The sequence below is a fragment of the Streptomyces sp. NPDC019937 genome (genome assembly GCF_040631655.1).
Taxonomy (GTDB): Bacteria; Actinomycetota; Actinomycetes; order Streptomycetales; family Streptomycetaceae; genus Streptomyces.
Window position 1 is genome coordinate 134,016 of record NZ_JBEYAL010000006.1, and the last position, 15,462, is coordinate 149,477.

Annotated in this window: 19 protein-coding genes and 1 tRNA gene; 16 read left to right on the forward strand and 4 right to left on the reverse strand. The window is 71.1% G+C overall.

The genetic code is table 11. The features are described 5' to 3' along the window. Nucleotides 1-44 precede the first annotated feature (44 nt). Together ABZ562_RS07575 and ABZ562_RS07580 are read left to right on the forward strand one after the other, a co-directional pair. Nucleotides 45-515: a hypothetical protein gene (locus tag ABZ562_RS07575; RefSeq protein ID WP_361475252.1), complete on the forward strand. Its 471-nt coding sequence runs from the start codon at nucleotides 45-47 to the stop codon at nucleotides 513-515. A gap of 147 nt (nucleotides 516-662) precedes the next feature. Continuing rightward, nucleotides 663-1,949, forward strand: coding sequence for a glycosyltransferase (locus tag ABZ562_RS07580; RefSeq protein ID WP_361475254.1), 1,287 nt, complete (start codon nucleotides 663-665; stop codon nucleotides 1,947-1,949). A gap of 229 nt (nucleotides 1,950-2,178) precedes the next feature. Here ABZ562_RS07580 and ABZ562_RS07585 read toward each other — a convergent pair whose 3' ends face one another. Beyond that, nucleotides 2,179-3,546, reverse strand: a complete 1,368-nt coding sequence (locus tag ABZ562_RS07585; RefSeq protein WP_361475256.1) for a transcriptional regulator — start codon at nucleotides 3,544-3,546, stop codon at nucleotides 2,179-2,181. Between the two features lie 207 nt (nucleotides 3,547-3,753). Between ABZ562_RS07585 and ABZ562_RS07590 the strand changes: the two genes are divergently transcribed. From ABZ562_RS07590 to ABZ562_RS07605, 4 genes are all read left to right on the forward strand, one after another. Then, nucleotides 3,754-5,046: an aminotransferase class III-fold pyridoxal phosphate-dependent enzyme gene (locus tag ABZ562_RS07590; protein WP_361475258.1), complete on the forward strand. Its 1,293-nt coding sequence runs from the start codon at nucleotides 3,754-3,756 to the stop codon at nucleotides 5,044-5,046. Nucleotides 5,047-5,110: 64 nt separating this feature from the next. Then, on the forward strand, nucleotides 5,111-6,355 hold the full coding sequence (locus ABZ562_RS07595) for a hypothetical protein (RefSeq protein ID WP_361475260.1): 1,245 nt from the start codon (nucleotides 5,111-5,113) through the stop codon (nucleotides 6,353-6,355). Nucleotides 6,356-6,424: 69 nt separating this feature from the next. Further along, a complete protein-coding gene (locus ABZ562_RS07600; protein WP_361475262.1) occupies nucleotides 6,425-7,747 on the forward strand; it encodes a UDP-glucose/GDP-mannose dehydrogenase family protein in 1,323 nt (440 codons plus the stop codon). Nucleotides 7,748-8,060: 313 nt separating this feature from the next. After that, nucleotides 8,061-9,200 carry a methyltransferase domain-containing protein gene (locus tag ABZ562_RS07605; protein ID WP_361475264.1) on the forward strand — a complete coding sequence of 380 codons (1,140 nt, stop codon included), beginning with the start codon at nucleotides 8,061-8,063 and terminating at the stop codon, nucleotides 9,198-9,200. A 3-nt stretch (nucleotides 9,201-9,203) separates the two neighbouring features. On the opposite strand, the gene ABZ562_RS07610 is transcribed toward ABZ562_RS07605, so the two are convergent. Further along, nucleotides 9,204-9,386 carry a hypothetical protein gene (locus ABZ562_RS07610; RefSeq protein WP_361475265.1) on the reverse strand — a complete coding sequence of 61 codons (183 nt, stop codon included), beginning with the start codon at nucleotides 9,384-9,386 and terminating at the stop codon, nucleotides 9,204-9,206. A 60-nt stretch (nucleotides 9,387-9,446) separates the two neighbouring features. Between ABZ562_RS07610 and ABZ562_RS07615 the strand changes: the two genes are divergently transcribed. Beyond that, nucleotides 9,447-9,522: transfer RNA gene (locus tag ABZ562_RS07615), tRNA-Arg, on the forward strand. Nucleotides 9,523-9,586: 64 nt separating this feature from the next. On the opposite strand, the gene ABZ562_RS07620 is transcribed toward ABZ562_RS07615, so the two are convergent. Beyond that, a complete protein-coding gene (locus tag ABZ562_RS07620; protein ID WP_361475267.1) occupies nucleotides 9,587-10,063 on the reverse strand; it encodes a DUF6221 family protein in 477 nt (158 codons plus the stop codon). Between the two features lie 5 nt (nucleotides 10,064-10,068). After that, on the reverse strand, nucleotides 10,069-10,500 hold the full coding sequence (locus ABZ562_RS07625) for a helix-turn-helix domain-containing protein (RefSeq protein WP_361475269.1): 432 nt from the start codon (nucleotides 10,498-10,500) through the stop codon (nucleotides 10,069-10,071). Between the two features lie 177 nt (nucleotides 10,501-10,677). Here ABZ562_RS07625 and ABZ562_RS07630 point away from each other — a divergent pair, with 177 nt between their 5' ends. The 9 genes from ABZ562_RS07630 (at nucleotide 10,678) to ABZ562_RS07670 (ending at nucleotide 15,448) form a co-directional block, all read left to right on the forward strand. Next, the gene (locus ABZ562_RS07630; RefSeq protein WP_361475271.1) at nucleotides 10,678-10,962 is read left to right on the forward strand and encodes a hypothetical protein; all 285 of its coding nucleotides are present in this window, start codon (nucleotides 10,678-10,680) and stop codon (nucleotides 10,960-10,962) included. Then, nucleotides 10,959-11,414 carry a hypothetical protein gene (locus ABZ562_RS07635; RefSeq protein WP_361475273.1) on the forward strand — a complete coding sequence of 152 codons (456 nt, stop codon included), beginning with the start codon at nucleotides 10,959-10,961 and terminating at the stop codon, nucleotides 11,412-11,414. The genes ABZ562_RS07630 and ABZ562_RS07635 overlap by 4 nt, the downstream gene beginning before the upstream one ends. Beyond that, the gene (locus ABZ562_RS07640; protein ID WP_361475275.1) at nucleotides 11,411-11,617 is read left to right on the forward strand and encodes a hypothetical protein; all 207 of its coding nucleotides are present in this window, start codon (nucleotides 11,411-11,413) and stop codon (nucleotides 11,615-11,617) included. Before ABZ562_RS07635 ends, ABZ562_RS07640 begins: the two co-directional genes overlap by 4 nt. Nucleotides 11,618-11,685: 68 nt before the next feature. Beyond that, on the forward strand, nucleotides 11,686-11,922 hold the full coding sequence (locus tag ABZ562_RS07645; protein WP_361475277.1) for a hypothetical protein: 237 nt from the start codon (nucleotides 11,686-11,688) through the stop codon (nucleotides 11,920-11,922). A gap of 47 nt (nucleotides 11,923-11,969) precedes the next feature. After that, nucleotides 11,970-12,965, forward strand: a complete 996-nt coding sequence (locus tag ABZ562_RS07650) for a hypothetical protein (protein ID WP_361475279.1) — start codon at nucleotides 11,970-11,972, stop codon at nucleotides 12,963-12,965. Beyond that, the gene (locus ABZ562_RS07655; RefSeq protein ID WP_361475281.1) at nucleotides 12,962-13,135 is read left to right on the forward strand and encodes a hypothetical protein; all 174 of its coding nucleotides are present in this window, start codon (nucleotides 12,962-12,964) and stop codon (nucleotides 13,133-13,135) included. The genes ABZ562_RS07650 and ABZ562_RS07655 overlap by 4 nt, the downstream gene beginning before the upstream one ends. An 8-nt stretch (nucleotides 13,136-13,143) precedes the next feature. Beyond that, nucleotides 13,144-13,968 carry a hypothetical protein gene (locus tag ABZ562_RS07660; protein ID WP_361475283.1) on the forward strand — a complete coding sequence of 275 codons (825 nt, stop codon included), beginning with the start codon at nucleotides 13,144-13,146 and terminating at the stop codon, nucleotides 13,966-13,968. A 14-nt stretch (nucleotides 13,969-13,982) separates the two neighbouring features. Continuing rightward, nucleotides 13,983-14,450, forward strand: a complete 468-nt coding sequence (locus ABZ562_RS07665; RefSeq protein ID WP_361475285.1) for a hypothetical protein — start codon at nucleotides 13,983-13,985, stop codon at nucleotides 14,448-14,450. After that, nucleotides 14,450-15,448, forward strand: a complete 999-nt coding sequence (locus ABZ562_RS07670) for a hypothetical protein (RefSeq protein WP_361475287.1) — start codon at nucleotides 14,450-14,452, stop codon at nucleotides 15,446-15,448. Before ABZ562_RS07665 ends, ABZ562_RS07670 begins: the two co-directional genes overlap by 1 nt. The last annotated feature ends 14 nt before the right edge of the window (nucleotides 15,449-15,462 follow it).

Below are 15,462 nucleotides of genomic sequence, written 5' to 3' on the forward strand. Positions count from 1 at the left end.
CCAGCCACGCCCACTGGCCAACCCGCTACCTGAAAGGAACAGCCATGCTCGAACCGGCGACATGGCTTCGCCCCGAGTACCAGGGCCGCGAAGACGAACTCATCCACCTATCGGCAGCGGCCGACATGGTCGGCGTCACCCGCTCCGCCGTCTCCAACTGGGCCGCACGGCACGGCAACTTCCCCAAGATCGTGCTCCTCACCGGCGCCCCGCGCCGACGCACCAAGTGGGTCGTCCGCGAAGAGTTCCTCGCCTTCGCCCGAAAGCAGTTGAACAAGAAGCCCGGCAGCCCCGCTGGCAGCCCGAAGCCCCGCCGCCCGCGCACGGTCATCGAAACCGAACGCATCGCCCACTGGGAGGCACAGGTGCAGCGGCTCACCGGGCTGGAGGCCAAGCAGGCCGCGACGTTGAAGCGGACCCGCGAGGCGCTGCGCCGGGCCGAGCGGGACCTGGAGGCCGCCCGGGCCGGGCTGGCCGCCGAGATCCAGGCCGTACAGCAGATCACCAACCCGTAACGCAGGCCAGGGCTCAGCGCCCTGGCCGATCGGCCTGACTCGCTGCGCTGATGGGCCCGCTCCGGAGGGTGGTCGGAGCGGACCCCACAACCCGCCTACCCGATCACCACCCAACCCACCGACCAACACCCAACGGGAGACCCACGCATGCACCACATCAGCTGGTACGGCGCCGCCGTCGCCGCCCTCCTCGGCATCAAACTCTTACTCTCCATCAAGCCCCGGCGCAGACCCCGCCGCCGCACCGCCGTCCACACCCCGCACACCATCCACGCCGTCATCACCGTCTACAACGAGACCCCCGCCGCGCTCCGCCGCTGCCTCCAGTCCGTCCTCGACCAGACCCGGCATCCCGACAGCCTCACCGTCATCGACGACTGCTCCCGCGACCACACCGCCCAGACCGTCGTCGACCAGCTCCGCCCCGCCTACCAGGCCGCCGGCATACGCCTCGACTTCATCCGCTTCCCCGTCAACCGCGGCAAACGCGAAGGACTCGCTGCCGGATTCGCAGCCGCATGGGAAGCCGACATCTACCTGTGCATCGACTCCGACACCGTCCTCGACGAGCACGCCGTCGCCGAAGCCGCCGCCCCGTTCGCCCGCCGTCGCGTCCACGCCGTGACCGGCCTCGTTCTCGCCGCCAACCGGCGCCGGAACCTGCTCACCCGGCTCATCGACATGCGCTACCAGAACGCGTTCCTCGGCGAGCGCGTCGCCTACTCCCGCCTCGGCTCGGTGCTGTGCGCCTGCGGCTCTCTCGCCCTCTACCGCGGGGCGACCGTCCGTAAGCACCTCGACGACTTCCTCCAGCAGCGGTTCCTCGGACGGCCGTGCACCTTCGGCGATGACCGGCGCCTGACCTACTACTGCCTGCTGGAAGGCCAGTCTCTGATCGTGCCGACCGCGGTTGCCTGGACGGACGTGCCGGAGTCGATGCGGCACTTCCTGAAGCAGCAGACCCGCTGGACGAAGTCGTTCATACGCGAAGGCGTCCTGCTGGCGTTCAAGTTCCGGGTCACCCGGGCGTACTGGTGGCTCAACCTCGTCGAACTCGCCACCTGGATCGCGTTCACCTCCGCGCTCCTCGTCGCCCTGGCGGTCATGGCCGTCAACCCGCACGCCTGGACCGTCCTCGCCTGGTACGGCGTGTACGTCGCCGGGGCGGCGTGGCTGCGGTCGGTGCACTACCTCCGCGGCGCCGGGGCGGTGCCGCTCTGGGACCGGGCCGCGACGTTCCTCGTGGCGCCGGTGTACGCGCTGATGAACCTCACCCTCCTCATCCCGCTGCGCCTGTGGGCACTGGTGACGCTGCGGGATACCCGGTGGGGCACGCGGCAGAACGGCGCCGAGGTCCGCCACGACGAGCCGCCGACGATCACCGTGCCGAAGCCGCGACTGGACGAGGACACGCTGGAGATCCCGCGGCCGTAGACGACGACCACCCAGCCCCGACCGCGTTCATGCGGCCGGGGCTGGGTGGTCGTCGGTTTCCGCCACTGCCAGGCTCCGGTCATGTCCGCGGACACGTCGAACGCTCGGGGCAGCATCGTCCGGGCACTGCCCGTACACGTCCAGACGACGGCGCCGCGGACAGCGTCCGGACGATGGAGCTGCGTCGTGTACGCGTCGAGTGGGATGCCCAGCCATTCACCGCACCCGCTCAGACGGTGCGGTCGAGGAATTCGCGGACTGCCGGGAGCTGCTGGTGGGCTCGGAGCTTGGTCCGCAGATCGGTGAGGACGGTCGTGCCTCGCGCGGAGGTGACACCGCCCATGACCTGTACGGCCTGGTCGGCCGTGTGCACCGCCGCGTCCACGTCGCGGAGCGAGAGGTGGGCTTCCGCTTCGCGACTCAGGCGCAGCGCGCGCGAACGGGGGTAGGCGTCACCGTCGTACGTCTCATCCTGGCGAGGGGTGGCGACGGCGGCGTACTGAGTCAGTGCCCGGCGGGGGTCTTTGAGATCGGACGCGTTGCTCGCGGCCCAGCTGTGCAGCTCCGCGTGGCTGACCCAGTACACGCAGGCCGGTTCGTCGCCCGGGTGGCCAGCGCGGTCGTAGGCGGCGAACGCGGCGTCCTCGGCGCGACGGCTGGCGCGCAGGTCACCGGACTTGGCATGGGCCCGGGCCGCGCGGGCGTGGACCATGGCGGTCATCCGGGGGGAGCCGGTGCGTCGCGCGTTCTGCAGAGCTTCATCGACGTAGGCCAGGGCGCCGGAGGTGTCGCCGTCGCTGTAGCGGGCCATGGCCCAGAAGGCGAACAGGTTGGCCGTCACGACCGGGTCCTGGGCACTGGCCGCGGCCCGCGCGGCTCCCAAGTAGTGGCGCTCCGCCACAGCCGTGTCCCCGGAGTCGAACGCGCACCAGCCGCAGATCCGGGACGCCTCGGCGGCGGCGGAGAACAACCGGCGGCCTGTGGCTTCGCTGTAGGAGCGGGTGCGCAGCACCGTGGTGATCGAGCCGCGTTCCGCACGGGCCAGCGCGTACGTCTCAGCGGACCCGATCTCGTCATCGAGTTGGCGCAGCGCCGCGAGTCGCGTCTCGATCAGTACCGCGCTGCGGTCGGTGACGCGTGGCCGGCCGGAGACGAGCACGGCCGTGGCCGGTGAGGCTGCTGCCCAGCTCGCGAGAGTGGTGGCGGCCAGGGCGCCGCCGGTGAAAAGTGCTGCTCGTCGATCCATGGTGTCCGGCCTTCCTAGGTGGTCCAGTGCTGCGAGCGCACCGGCCGCAGTCCACGGGGCGGTCAGCAGCACCTGGTCGGCGTCCAGAGCCGCGCGCAGCCAATGCGGCCAGCCCATCGCGCGGACCTGCTCGGCCGGGACGCCGAGCATGGCGGCCATGGCCATCTCGGCGTAGCGGTCGGGGCGCACCCCCCGCTTCCACCGGCAGACCTTCTCCGGCCTGGTCGCCATACTCCCGAAGCCCATGGACTCGTGCCATCCCGCCAACCGCCGCAGGAACGCGGCGTGATTGGGGCACCCGAGGAGATCAAGTACGCGCTGGATCAGGTCTTCCTCTGCGGCTACGGCCATGTCGCTCCCTGCGTCCCCGCACTGCTCGCCCCGACCCGATAGGGCCAGTGTCCGGCATATCGGGGCAGGCAGGTCAAGAGGCGCGTGCCGGGAGGCATAGGGAGGCATAGCGAAGCAGCGCGAGGCAGCCCCAATGTGCTTCTGCGGCCTATGACGGCGCGTCAGAATCCCATCTGCCCGGTGCATACGCCCATGAAGGGATTTCATATGGCTGATCAGTACTTGTCATCCCGCCGCCGACTGTTGACCTCCAGCAGACCCCTGCCGGACTTCGACGTCGTGGCTGCGAGCGGGCCCTGGCTCCACTGTTCTGACGGCCGCCAGGTCTTCGACGGATCGAGCGGGCTCATCTGCGTGAACGTCGGCCAAGGCAGCACCGCGGTCTTCTCCCGCATCGAAAAGCAGTTCTCCCGCGCCACGTTCGGCGGCGCAGCCGTCGTCCAGCCCCACGTCCAGATGGAACTGATGGACCGCCTCTGCCACGCCGTGGGGCGCCCCAACGACTCCGTCGCGCTGGTCACCTGCGGGACGCTCGCTGTGGAGGTCGCCATCGGACTGGCCCGGAACATCGCGCGCGTCCGCGGGGGAACTCAGCGCGGGGACATCCTGACGTCCAACCTGAGCTATCACGGGATGAGCGCGCTCACCCTCGCGCTCGCCGGTAACCACGCCCGGCGCCCGCGCCTGGAGGACGCGCTCGGACTCGGCCCGGCCTTCCCGGCCCCCTACCCGCCAGCCCACGACCACGCAGACCGCGCGTGCGATGCCTCATGCGCCGACGAGGTGGCGAAGGCGATCGACAGCAGGGGCGCGGACAACGTAGCCGCCGTCCTGCTGGAACCCGTCAGCGGCACCACCGGCGGCGCCCACGTGCCGCCTGACGGGTACCTCCGGCGCGTGTCGGAAATCTGCCGGGAACGGGGAGTCCTCGTCCTCCACGACGAGGTGCTCACTGGGCTGTGGCGCACCGGCACGCCCCTGGCCAGCAACCACTGGGACGGCGCCGAGCCTGACCTGTGCATCCTCTCCAAGGGCCTGGGCGCCGGGTACACGGCAGTGGGGGCCGTGCTGGTCTCGCCCGACATCGCACCGCTGATCAGACACCAGGACGCTGACCCGCTCCCCGCGATGGGCACCATGGCCACCCACCCGCTCCAAGCGGCGGCCTGCCTCGGCGTCCTGGACGAGCTGGAATCCATGGACCGCGACGCCTTCACGGCCCGGGGCGAACGGCTTGGGGAGTTCCTGCGGGGCCTGGTCGGCCTGGGGCCGGTGCGGGACGTCCGAGGTCTCGGGCACCTGTATGGGCTCGAAGTCTGGCCCGGCCTGCTCTGGCCCCTGATGAAAGAGGCGGAGCGGCGCGGCGTCTTCTTCTACCCGTTCACCGGGGCCGGCCCGCGCAGCGAGGGCCTGGTCGTCGCCCCTCCGCTGACCTCGACGGACGAGGACATCGACTTTCTGACCACGGCGCTCTCCGACGCGGTGACCGCCCTCAGCTAGCCCACCCGCCGCTCCCCGTCCAAGGGGGGGCGGACCGTCTCGAACCAGAGATCGAGGACACGACATGAAGTTTCCCGTCACGGTCATCGACCAGCTCGATGAGGCCCAGCTCAGCAAATGGCACGACTTCTACGGGGTGAACGCGGACCGGCCCCGCTACACGGAGGAGGGCATTTGGCGGCGCACCCAGCAGAAGGAGACCGCTTCCAACTCCGGCTGGACGGGCGAGGGTGACGCGCGCCGCCGCATCGTCCACTACTGGCACCAGTACGGGCTGGTGGACACCACCGCGGCGCCGTCGCTGGCCATGCAAGAGATGTACCTGTACCACTCGGTAGCAGCGCCGCGGGCCGAGATCGAGGAGGCGTGGGAACGGAACCACGCCATGCTGACCGAGGGCGGTTGGAAGGAGACGGGGCCGGGCCAATTCGAACTGGGTGACCTGCGCGTCCACATGATCCGCGTCGAGGAGCACCCGGAGGACCTGCGGGCAGGCCGCCAGCTTCCGGAGGACTACGAGGTCATCGACACCACGTTCACCTCCGCCAACACCTTCCCGCCGAGGGCGATCCGGCGCCGGCCGTGGGAGGTTCTCACCCACGGGGTCCGGGTCAAGGACACCCCCGGGCAGCCGGTCTACGCCGACGACCTCGCGCAGCTCACGGACTTCCTGCCGTTCCAGGTTGAGGCCGGCTGTGGTCTCTCCTACGAGGCCGGGATCCCGCCACTGCACCGACTCCACGAGATGTACCACGTCAACGAGATCGAGGACGAACTGCTCGGCAAGGGCTTCACGTTCGTTCTGGCCCCGGGCCGGGACCCGCTGCTCGCGGAGATGTTCCTCGACGCCGAGAACAAGGTCAGCGAGCTGTCGGACATGTACCGGGCGTGCTTCAACGCCGAGGTCACCCCGGCCCTGCACGCGCTCAAGCGCATGGAGGAGGCCGGGCACATGGTCGGCCCGTTCATCACCAACAACTTCGACGCGCTCGGCGCCCGCGCCGGATTCGACGAGGAGTTCATGCGCCGCTACGACCAGCGGATCCCTCCCGTCACCTTCCACCCCGACGCCAAGGCCCTGGTCGTGATCGGGCTGCACGCCGACCGGCGGTGGGTGGCCAAGCGGGCCCGTGAGGCCGGTCTCAAGGTGTTCCACGTCGACCCGGAGGGCTTCCCGCGCCCCGACGGATCTTGGTTCGAATACCCGCTGGAGGCGCCGCAGACCGGCGACGTCGTCGTACGGAAGACGGCCGCCGAAGCGATCGGTGGCCTGGAGCAGCTGCTGAACCTCGGCGCGGACAACAGTTGACCTGTGGGGCCGGGGAACGGCGCTAGCCTCTGAGGCTGTTCCCCGGCCCCCTCCCAGAGAGAGTCAAGGATGCGCATTTCAGTAATCGGCTGCGGCCACCTCGGCATCCCGCACGCGGCGGCGATGGCCGAACTGGGGCACGAAGTCATCGGCGTGGACGTCGACCAGGCCAAGGTCGACCGGCTCAACCGCGGCGAATGCCCCATCTACGAGATCGGGCTGCCGGAACTGCTTGCCCGTCACACCGCGAACGGCCGCCTACGGTTCACCACCAGCATCCCGGAGGCCGCCGACATCGCCGAGCTGCACTTCATCGGCGTCGGCACTCCCATCGACGCTGACGGCCGCTCCTATGACACCGGACAGGTCTACGGCGCCATCCGGCAGCTCGCCCCCCACCTCGACCGGCCGTGCACGATCGTCGGGAAGAGCACAGTCACCGTAGGCACCACCCGCCAGGTCACCGCCCTCGCCCAGCGTCTGGCCCCTGCCGGCGACCGCGTCGACGTCGTGTGGAACCCGGAGTTCCTGCGCGAGGGCCACGCCGTGGAGGACACCCTCCGCCCGGACCGCCTCATCGCCGGTCTCACCACCGCCGAGGCCGAGAAGGCGATCCGCACCGTCTACGCCCCCATCCTGGCGGACGGCGTCCCCCTGTTCGTCACCGACCCGCAGACCGCCGAACTCGCCAAGGGCGCCGCAAACACCTACCTCGGCCTCAAGATCAGCTACATCAACGCCGTCGCCGATATGTGCGAGGCCGCCGGCGGCGACATCTCCCAGATCGTGGACATCCTCGGCATCGACCCCCGCATCGGCAGCGGCGGCATGAGGCCCGGCATCGGCTACGGCGGCGGCTGCCTGCCCAAGGACGTCCGCGCCTTCACCGCCTCCGCCCGGCAGCTCGGCGCGGACCAGGCCGCGACCCTCTTGCGCGCCGCCGAGGAGATCAACGAGTCCCGAACCGATGTCGCCCTGGGCCTCATCACCCGCGCCCTGGGGGACCGCCCCGTCAAGGGCACCCGGATCACCGTGTGGGGTGCCGCGTTCAAGCCTGGCACCAACGACGTCCGCGAGTCCCCGGCGCTCTCGCTCGCCCAGGCCCTCCAGCAGGCCGGCGGAACCATCACTATTCACGACCCGCAGGCCGTGCCCACAGCGATGGTCCGCAACCCGCAGTTCGACTACACCGACGACCTGCCCGCCTCCCTCGACGGCGCTGACCTCGTCGTCCTGGCCACCGAATGGCCCGAGTACCAGCAGGCCGACCCCCAGGTGCTCGTGGACCGCCCCGCCGCCCCTCTGCTCATCGACTGCCGCACCACCCTGGACCCCGAGCCCTGGCGAACGTCGGGCTGGACCGTCCACCAGCTCGGACGTCCCGAGAAGTAACAGCTTCGGACCGGGTGGGTGGGACACCTGCCGGATGCCCCACCCACGCGCCGACGCGACACAGTTCGACAACCGGCCTCTATCCGCGCCGCCCCGCGCGTGCAGTCCGAGACGCCCCCCTGCGGCCCTCGTGCGCCCTACCCTGCACCCCGAGTCCACGGCACCATAGGGGCCTTCAATCGGCCGACGAAGGGACTCTCGTGGGGAAGCACAGCGGCAAGCCGGACGTCTCCGAAAGCGACGGGCACAAGCCCGACCGGCCCATCCCTCCAGCCACGCCGACCCCGCCCAACCCTCAGCCCTCAGTAGAACCATGCTGACCACGAGCGGCCCGGCCGCACTCACTCAGCAGCTCACCGACGACGGACACCTCCCGGCCGACTGGCGCGACGAGTTCCTACGCGTCGACCGCGCCCAGTTCATCCCCGACCACATCTGGATCCGCGGCGACGACGGCTACGAACCCGTCGACCGAGCAGCCGACCCCGACCGGTGGAAACGACTCGCCTACAGCGACCAGGCGATCGTCACCCAGGTCGAGGACCCGCCCGACGCCACTGCCGCGCGCACGCCGTCCAGCTCGGCGAGCATGCCGCGCATCGTCGCCCGCATGCTCCACGCCCTTCAAGTCGAGGACGGTCACCGCGTGCTGGAGATCGGCGCGGGCACCGGCTACAACGCGGCGTTGCTGGCCGAGCGGGCAGGCCACGATCGGGTGACCACCCTTGAGATCGATCCGGCCGTCGCCGCGGGCGCCCGGGCAGCGCTCCACGACGCTGGACACCACGACGTGACGGTGCAGCTGGCGGACGGCGAGCAGGGCTGGCCGGACGACGCGCCGTATGACCGGATCATCGCGACCTGCTCCGTACACGACGTGCCCCGGGCATGGATCGAACAGACCGCGCCCGGCGGGATCATCGTCTTGCCCTGGGGCACCGCGCTGCGCAACGGTGCCCTGCTCCAGCTCACCGTCCAGCCCGGCCCCGGCGGGCCCGTGGCTTCCGGCCCCATCGTGGACGACGCGGCGTTCATGTGGCTGCGGGCGCAGGCCCCGTCCCGGGGAGCCATGGCCGTAGCCCAGGCCGGGGGCGAGACCCACGACAGCCGTACCAGCCTCGACCCGAGCTTTCTCAGCGACGACGATGCCTGGTTCGCGGCCGGGGTGCTCGCCCCGGGCTGCCAGGGGGCCACAGGCCAAGGGCCTGACGGCGAATGGACTCTCTGGCTCGCGGACGCCGCCAGTGGCTCGTGGGCGTCAGTCGACTATGAGCCCGGCGCTACCGAGTACGACGTGCAGCAGCACGGGCCGCGGCGACTGTGGGGCGAACTCGAGGCGGCGCACGCCTGGTGGACAGACGCCGGGCGGCCGGCGCGTACACGGTTCGGGCTCACCATCACCCCGGTCGGTCAGCAGGTGTGGTTGGACGACCCGGGCAACGTGATCCGGTAGCGGCTACTCGGCGGAGAGGCGGCGGCCGATCCTGGCCGCCAGCTCGTCTGCGGCGGCGGCCAGTTCGCCGCCGTGCTCGCCGAGCAGCTGCATCAGCGCCACGGCGGCACGTGCCTCGCCTCGGGTGACCAGGGGCTCGCGCTCGCCCGGCTCCTCCATCAGCGCCCACAGGCGCGCCTCGTCCATGCGCTGTCAACCGCCGTACGGCCGCCGGGGTCACGGCCATACTGGGCAGCGCGTGCCCGTCGCGGGGTAGCTCAGCCAGCTCAGAGCAGCCGGGCTCCGGTCCGGTGGTCGCGGGTTCGAATCTCCGCCCCCGCACGGGCGCGCGTACGACAGAACCCCCGCCTCAACTCCCATGAGGCGGAGGCTTTCGCGCTGTACGGCTACGGCCGCCACGACTCCTTGTAGCCGGGCCGGTCCGCGTAGGGCAGAGCGAGCAGACGGAGCGTGGGGCAAGGCCACGACAGCTCGGGGAACTGGTGGTCCGGTTCGCAGGACCGGCACACAGTCGCCGTGGCGAAGTACTGTGCGCCTCCTCCCGCTCGCAGGACCGCTCGCCCGTGCAGCTTCACGAGCTGCCGCTTGGCGTCGATCTCGCGCAGCACCCGAGCCGGATCCCACTCCGCGATGTGCTGCGCCACCGCCTGGTCGTCCGCCGCCTGCGGGCGGGAGTCCATGACCCCCTCGTCTGCTCGGTCGATGACCACCCAGCGTGCTTCACGAAACCCATCACGAGGACCACGGTCGTAGGAGTACCAGCCGCCGCTACCGAGGGCGCCGTCGTCGTCCCACAGTGTCGCGCGCGCGATCCGCTCGTCCTCGGCGAGCTGCTCGGCGAGCCACCGCACCAGGTCATCCATGCCGCTCACTCCTCAGCCCACTCGGTGTGCTGAACCCGGGTCCGCCGAACCAGCGGCCTGACCTCCCATTCGGCACGCTCGAACTCGGCTCGCCGCGCGTCACGCTCCTGGCGGGTGTCAAAGGTGAGCAGCGTCCCGTCCCGGAGACGTAGCCCGTACTGCGTGCTCTCGACGGCGGGCAGCCATGCCTCCTCGGTCACGCTGGCGGTTGTCGTTGTCAAGGGCTCTCCTTGGTCGGATCGGAGGGCGGCGGCCGCGCGCTTCTTGCCCGGCTGCTTCGGGTTCGCCTCGAAGAAGGCGTCCACCTCGTCCGCACGGAACTTCGGCCGCGTGCTGCCCTCGCCCTCAACAGGCTGGGGGAAGGCACCGCTGCGCCGATACGTGTGGATCGTCTGGCGGCTGACCCCGTGCTCCTCCGCGATCTGGGTCACGGTCATCAATCGCGGCCTCCCCTCCTGCTCAGGGTTCTTGGGCACGGCTTCATCCTCCCCGAACCTCTTGACGTTGTAAAGAGGCTCTGACACTCTTGCACTGCACCAACAACACGGCCCCAGCCGAGCTCTCACCTCCGGCTGGGGCCACCGTCCCGCCTGAGCTACCAGGAGGAACAGCCCGTGGATCGTATCGACCACAGCCCCGCCCCGGGAGCCCGCCGCACCAGAGCGGTCGGCCACACCCACACCATCAAGCTCGCGCCCGCCGTGCTGGGCCTGCGCACCGCCGCCCGCGCCGCCGGATACGACCCGGACCGGGCCGACGACCTCGCCGCGCTCGCCCGCGCCGTGGGCGTCGACGCCGACCAGCTCGCCGCCGCGCTCACCGGGCGCGCCCAGATCACCGCCGCCGACGAAACCCGGCTCGCCCGGGCTTTCGGTGTCGCCGCGGCGGTGACCGGATGAACGACCGCAAGCTCACCGAGACCGTACGGCTCAGCCAGGCCAAGCAGCTCGTCACCGACCTCCGCGGCATCGACTGGACACAGACCCCCGACCTCGAGATGGCCCGCGTGATCGGCCGTGTCGAGATCATCGTCAGCGGGCTGATCGAGGTCATCGAGAGCGGCAACAGCGGCCCGGACACCGCCCCGATCCCCGAGCCGATCGTCAACCTTCTCCGCGCCGTCAACGAGGCCCTCGACATCCCCGAGCCCGCCGAGCCGGACGACGCCCTGGTGCGCAACGCGATCCTCGCCGATCGCGCCGCCGACGCGACCGTCGCCATCCAGGGCGTCCTCGGCGACGAGACCGGCCTCAGCATCCCGTGGAACGCCGACTACCTCCGCAAGAGGCTCGCCGCGACGCCCACCGACTACCGCGCCGCCAACGACACCGGAAGCGAGGCGGGCCGATGAGCGAGACCCGACCCGCCCTCGCCTTCCCGCCGGGCGACGGCCACGACGAGGCGATCCCCGCACAGGTCGCGCACCTGTACGTCGACCTCGCGGCCAAGCACGCCGAGCCCGCCGACCCCGGCGCCTGCCGCGGCGACTACGCGGCCGGCGCGGACGAGCGCGCCGCGTTCGACGCCCACGCCCGAGCCGACATCGTGCGCTGACCCCGCCAGACCGGCCGGGCTCGTGACCCCCGCACGGGCCCGGCCCCCTCTCCGCCCAGGAGCACCCGATGTTGAAGCAGTTCCTCGCTCAGCGCCGCACCGCCCTCCGCGCCGCACGCCGTCACCGCATCGCCATGGACGCCGCCCGCGCAGCCATCCTCCACGGCCCCGACGAGCCCACCCCCGGCGACGTCGCCAACTTCGCTTACGGCAGCACCGGCGTCACCCTCACCGACGACGAAGCCCGCGCCGCTCTCGCCGCGGAGCTCGCCCGGTACGGCCGCCGACTCCCCGACGGCATCTGACACCACCAGTCCGGCCGGGCCCGGCCCCATCGTTCCAGGAGCACATCGTGAAGACCCGCAGTGAGACGCGCACCCGCCAGGTCGTCCACGCCGTCGACGGCGACCCCGAGACGATTGAGGAGCAGTACAACGTCGACATCCCCGTCCTGCCCCGCGACTGGGACCACATCGTCCACAACGGCGTCACCGCCGTCACCATCGCCCTCACCGCCGTCTCCGTCGCCTGGTCCACCGTCTCTGCCGGCGCTCTCCTCGACCGCGCCGCACCGGCTGCTGCGGCCTACCCCGCGGCCCTGGCGTTCGACGCCGCATGGATCACCTGCATGGGCTTGGAGTGGCTGGCCCGCCACGACCCCGAGCGCGCCGAGGCGCCCCGCAAGGCCGGATACTTCGCCCTCGCCGTGGCCATGGCTGCGATCGCCGCTGAGGGCCATCTGACGGGCGGCACTGCTACGGCCGCGGCGGGTGCGGCCATCTCGGCGATCGCCAAGGGTCTTTGGCACCTCGTCCTCAACCACACCGCGCTGCCGCTCCCGGAGCGCGACCGCGCGTGGTTGAAGGCCCGTCGCGGGAAGCTTGGCGCGCGGATGGCGCTCGCGGCGTCGCAGCGGCAGTTGCTGCGGATGCAGAGGCAGTACAACGCGCTGGCCGCCGCGTGCGGACCGGCCGAGCAGGACAGCCCGGACAAGGACCAGGACAAGGGCAACGGACAGCAGGACAGCCTGTCCGGACCGGCCCGAAAGATGATCCTCGCTCGCGCCGCCTCGTTCCCCAGCTCCACCGAGGAGGAGATCGTTGAGCACTTGGCCGGACACGACATCATCGTGACCCCGGAGACTGTCCGGGCGGTGTTGGACAGCAGGTCAGACGACACTGTCCGCCCTCTGCACCCGACCATCACGGACACGGTCAACAAGGCAGTCCGGGACGGGCTGGACAGGGCCGAGACCTTGTCCGCTGTCCGGGCTGTCCACGGACAGCATGTCCCCCGGGAGACCGTGGTCCGGCTCATCAACCGCGAGCTGAAGCGGATCGCGTCGTGATGGAGGCCGCCGCCAACGTGCTCGTGGCCGTCGCGATGCTCGCCGCATTCGCTGTCGCTGTCTGGCCCCGCGATGTGCGGCCGAGGTGGGGCTTCACCGTGCTCACCGCCCTCATCGGTACATCCCTCGCCGTCACCATCGCCGTCATTGCGACGGCCGCACTCCATTAGGACCAGCCGTGACCGAGCGCCCTCTCATCCCGCCGCCGCCCGACTACGCGCCCACCGTCGGTATGTCCGCCGCCACGCCGGACGAGCCCGAGCCCGACAGGCCGACGCCTGCCAGCACGGATCGCCTGCCGCCCTGGTGGAAGCGAAAGCCCCTGCTGGGCGCGCCGAGCGAGCCGGACCCGGACGAGGACGAGTCGGACGAGGACTCGGAGGAGGAGCCGGACGAGGGCGACCAGGGTCAGTCAGAGGAAGACGAGACCGAAGACGACGAGGCGGACGACGAGTCCGGCCCGGCCCGCAAGGGCAAGGCCGCCAAGAAGCCCGGGAAGAAGCGCCGCGCGGCCGATGACCGCAGCCTCCGCGTGATCGCGTTCAACGGCGTCGCGGCCGGAGTCGGCTGGGGCCTCGGTCTGGTGCCGGTCTTCGGGCAGTGGCTCCCCGTTGCTGAGCAGGCCGCGACCGGCATGCTCGGCCTCGCCCTGGCGGTCGGCGGTGCCGTCGGCGCATGGACGCTGACCGGCCACCCCGCAGTCCGCCCGCTTCTCCCGTACGCGCCCATCGCCCGCACCTTGGCCACCCTTGGCGCGGCCGAGATCGGCCGCCGCTGGGCGCCGGTCCCGGTCGCCTGGCTCAACGAGCAAGGCACCGAATGGGGCCTCGGTGCCAGCGCCGTCTCCCTGCTGCTCACCGCAGGCGGCATGTGCGGCGGCCTGTGGTGGGCGGTCGACCGCCGGGCCCGCGCCTGGCACTGGACCGCCCGCCTCGTCGTCCGCATCCCGCTCGCCTCCGCGCTCCTCGCCACCGCCCTGTACGCCCCGGGCCCCATCACCTGAAAGGCATCAACACCGTGATTGATTTCGCCGCTCCCGCCGCCGTACAGGGCATCACTGACGGCCACGTCCTGGGCGCCATGACCCTCTCGGGGCTCGCCCTGGGGGCTGCGATTGCCCTAGTCCTGGGCGTCCGCGGCTCCGACTTCATCAAGATCGACAACAAGAAGAAAGCCGCATGGTGGGGCATCATCACCGGCACCCTGTTCGAGGCCGCAGGCGGCACGTGGGCCGATGTCGCGCAGGGCATCAGCGACGTCCCCAAGTCTGCGCTCGGCGAGGGCTCCGGCTTCGGTGACCCCGGTCTCGGCGGCACCGCCCTGGCCATCACGCTCATGGCGTTCGGCCCGAGCTGGAAGAAGAAGATCTGGCCCGCCCTCTTCGGCATCGCAGGTGCGGTCGTCTTCGGGCAGGCCGGGGGCGTGTGGGGCATCCTCGTCAGCATCGTCCGCATGGCCGCCGCCAAGATCGTGGGGGGTGCGTGATGCCCCTGCGGGACGAGGTGCTGGTGCCCTTCCGGGGGCTGCGCTGGCGTACCCCGTTCATCGGGTCGGCGGTGCTGCTGCGCCTGCTCGGGCGCCTCGTAGCGTGGGCCTACCGAGCCGCGCGCCGGACAGAGGAGAAGCCGGAGGAGAGCAAAGGCCGGCCGTCCGCGAAGGGGCAGAAGCAAGCTCCCAAACAGGCGAAGGCGAACCCGAAGCAGGCGAAGGCGAAGAGGAGCGCCGAGCCGGAGGTAGAGCAGACCGAGGACACGGAGAAGGGCAAGAAGGACTCGTCTCCGAAGGCCCCTGCCGCGAAGGCGAAGTCCGGGGCCGACCGGCTGGAGCGCGCCGGCATCGCCGCCCTGATGCTCCTCATCGCCTGGGCGGCGCTTGGGCCGCTCGCCGCGTGGGCGGCTGGCGTGGTCGCCCCGTACGTCCCCGTCGCCGGCGGCCTGTTGATCGCCGCGTGGGTGCTCGCGGCTGTGGTGGTCGCTCCCCCGGAGGAGACCGCCACCGAAAACGATCAAGAAAAGTTCGCGGGGGAGCGGAACGCCGAAACGGCGGACCCGGTCGAGAACCATCGCGGCACAGAGCGATGGCTCGTGCGCCTGGTGCTCGTCGGCGTACGTGACGCCGTCGCCGACGGGCGCAAGGGCGTACACCTCGCGACGCTGTTGGAATCGGCCGACACCGACTGGGACGTGGCCACGCTGCGCCAGCACTGCGAGCACTTCGGGATCCCCACCAAGAAGATCAACATTAGGGGGCAGGGATCCGCCACCTGGGGCGTCCACGTGGACCAGCTTGAGGAGGTCCTCGGCGGGTCCGTCGAGGCCGCCCTCGCCGCCCTCGACGCCACCCCCACCGGGGGTCCCGTCGAGGGGGGCGAGGAGAGCCCCGCCCAGGCCGAGGAGGAGACCCCCGTCGAGGCCGCCGCACGGCCCACCCTCGCCAGGCTCCTCGGGACCGCCGGCGGCCCCTCCCCTGGAACTACGGCGTGACCCCACCCCACCCC

Coding starts and splice junctions, on each gene's coding strand:
- ABZ562_RS07575 (WP_361475252.1), top strand. CDS start 45: ATGCTCGAACCGGCGACATGGCTTCGCCCCGAGTACCAGGGCCGCGAA.
- ABZ562_RS07580 (WP_361475254.1), top strand. CDS start 663: ATGCACCACATCAGCTGGTACGGCGCCGCCGTCGCCGCCCTCCTCGGC.
- ABZ562_RS07585 (WP_361475256.1), bottom strand. CDS start 3,546: ATGGCCGTAGCCGCAGAGGAAGACCTGATCCAGCGCGTACTTGATCTC.
- ABZ562_RS07590 (WP_361475258.1), top strand. CDS start 3,754: ATGGCTGATCAGTACTTGTCATCCCGCCGCCGACTGTTGACCTCCAGC.
- ABZ562_RS07595 (WP_361475260.1), top strand. CDS start 5,111: ATGAAGTTTCCCGTCACGGTCATCGACCAGCTCGATGAGGCCCAGCTC.
- ABZ562_RS07600 (WP_361475262.1), top strand. CDS start 6,425: ATGCGCATTTCAGTAATCGGCTGCGGCCACCTCGGCATCCCGCACGCG.
- ABZ562_RS07605 (WP_361475264.1), top strand. CDS start 8,061: ATGCTGACCACGAGCGGCCCGGCCGCACTCACTCAGCAGCTCACCGAC.
- ABZ562_RS07610 (WP_361475265.1), bottom strand. CDS start 9,386: ATGGACGAGGCGCGCCTGTGGGCGCTGATGGAGGAGCCGGGCGAGCGC.
- ABZ562_RS07620 (WP_361475267.1), bottom strand. CDS start 10,063: ATGGATGACCTGGTGCGGTGGCTCGCCGAGCAGCTCGCCGAGGACGAG.
- ABZ562_RS07625 (WP_361475269.1), bottom strand. CDS start 10,500: ATGACCGTGACCCAGATCGCGGAGGAGCACGGGGTCAGCCGCCAGACG.
- ABZ562_RS07635 (WP_361475273.1), top strand. CDS start 10,959: ATGAACGACCGCAAGCTCACCGAGACCGTACGGCTCAGCCAGGCCAAG.
- ABZ562_RS07640 (WP_361475275.1), top strand. CDS start 11,411: ATGAGCGAGACCCGACCCGCCCTCGCCTTCCCGCCGGGCGACGGCCAC.
- ABZ562_RS07645 (WP_361475277.1), top strand. CDS start 11,686: ATGTTGAAGCAGTTCCTCGCTCAGCGCCGCACCGCCCTCCGCGCCGCA.
- ABZ562_RS07670 (WP_361475287.1), top strand. CDS start 14,450: ATGCCCCTGCGGGACGAGGTGCTGGTGCCCTTCCGGGGGCTGCGCTGG.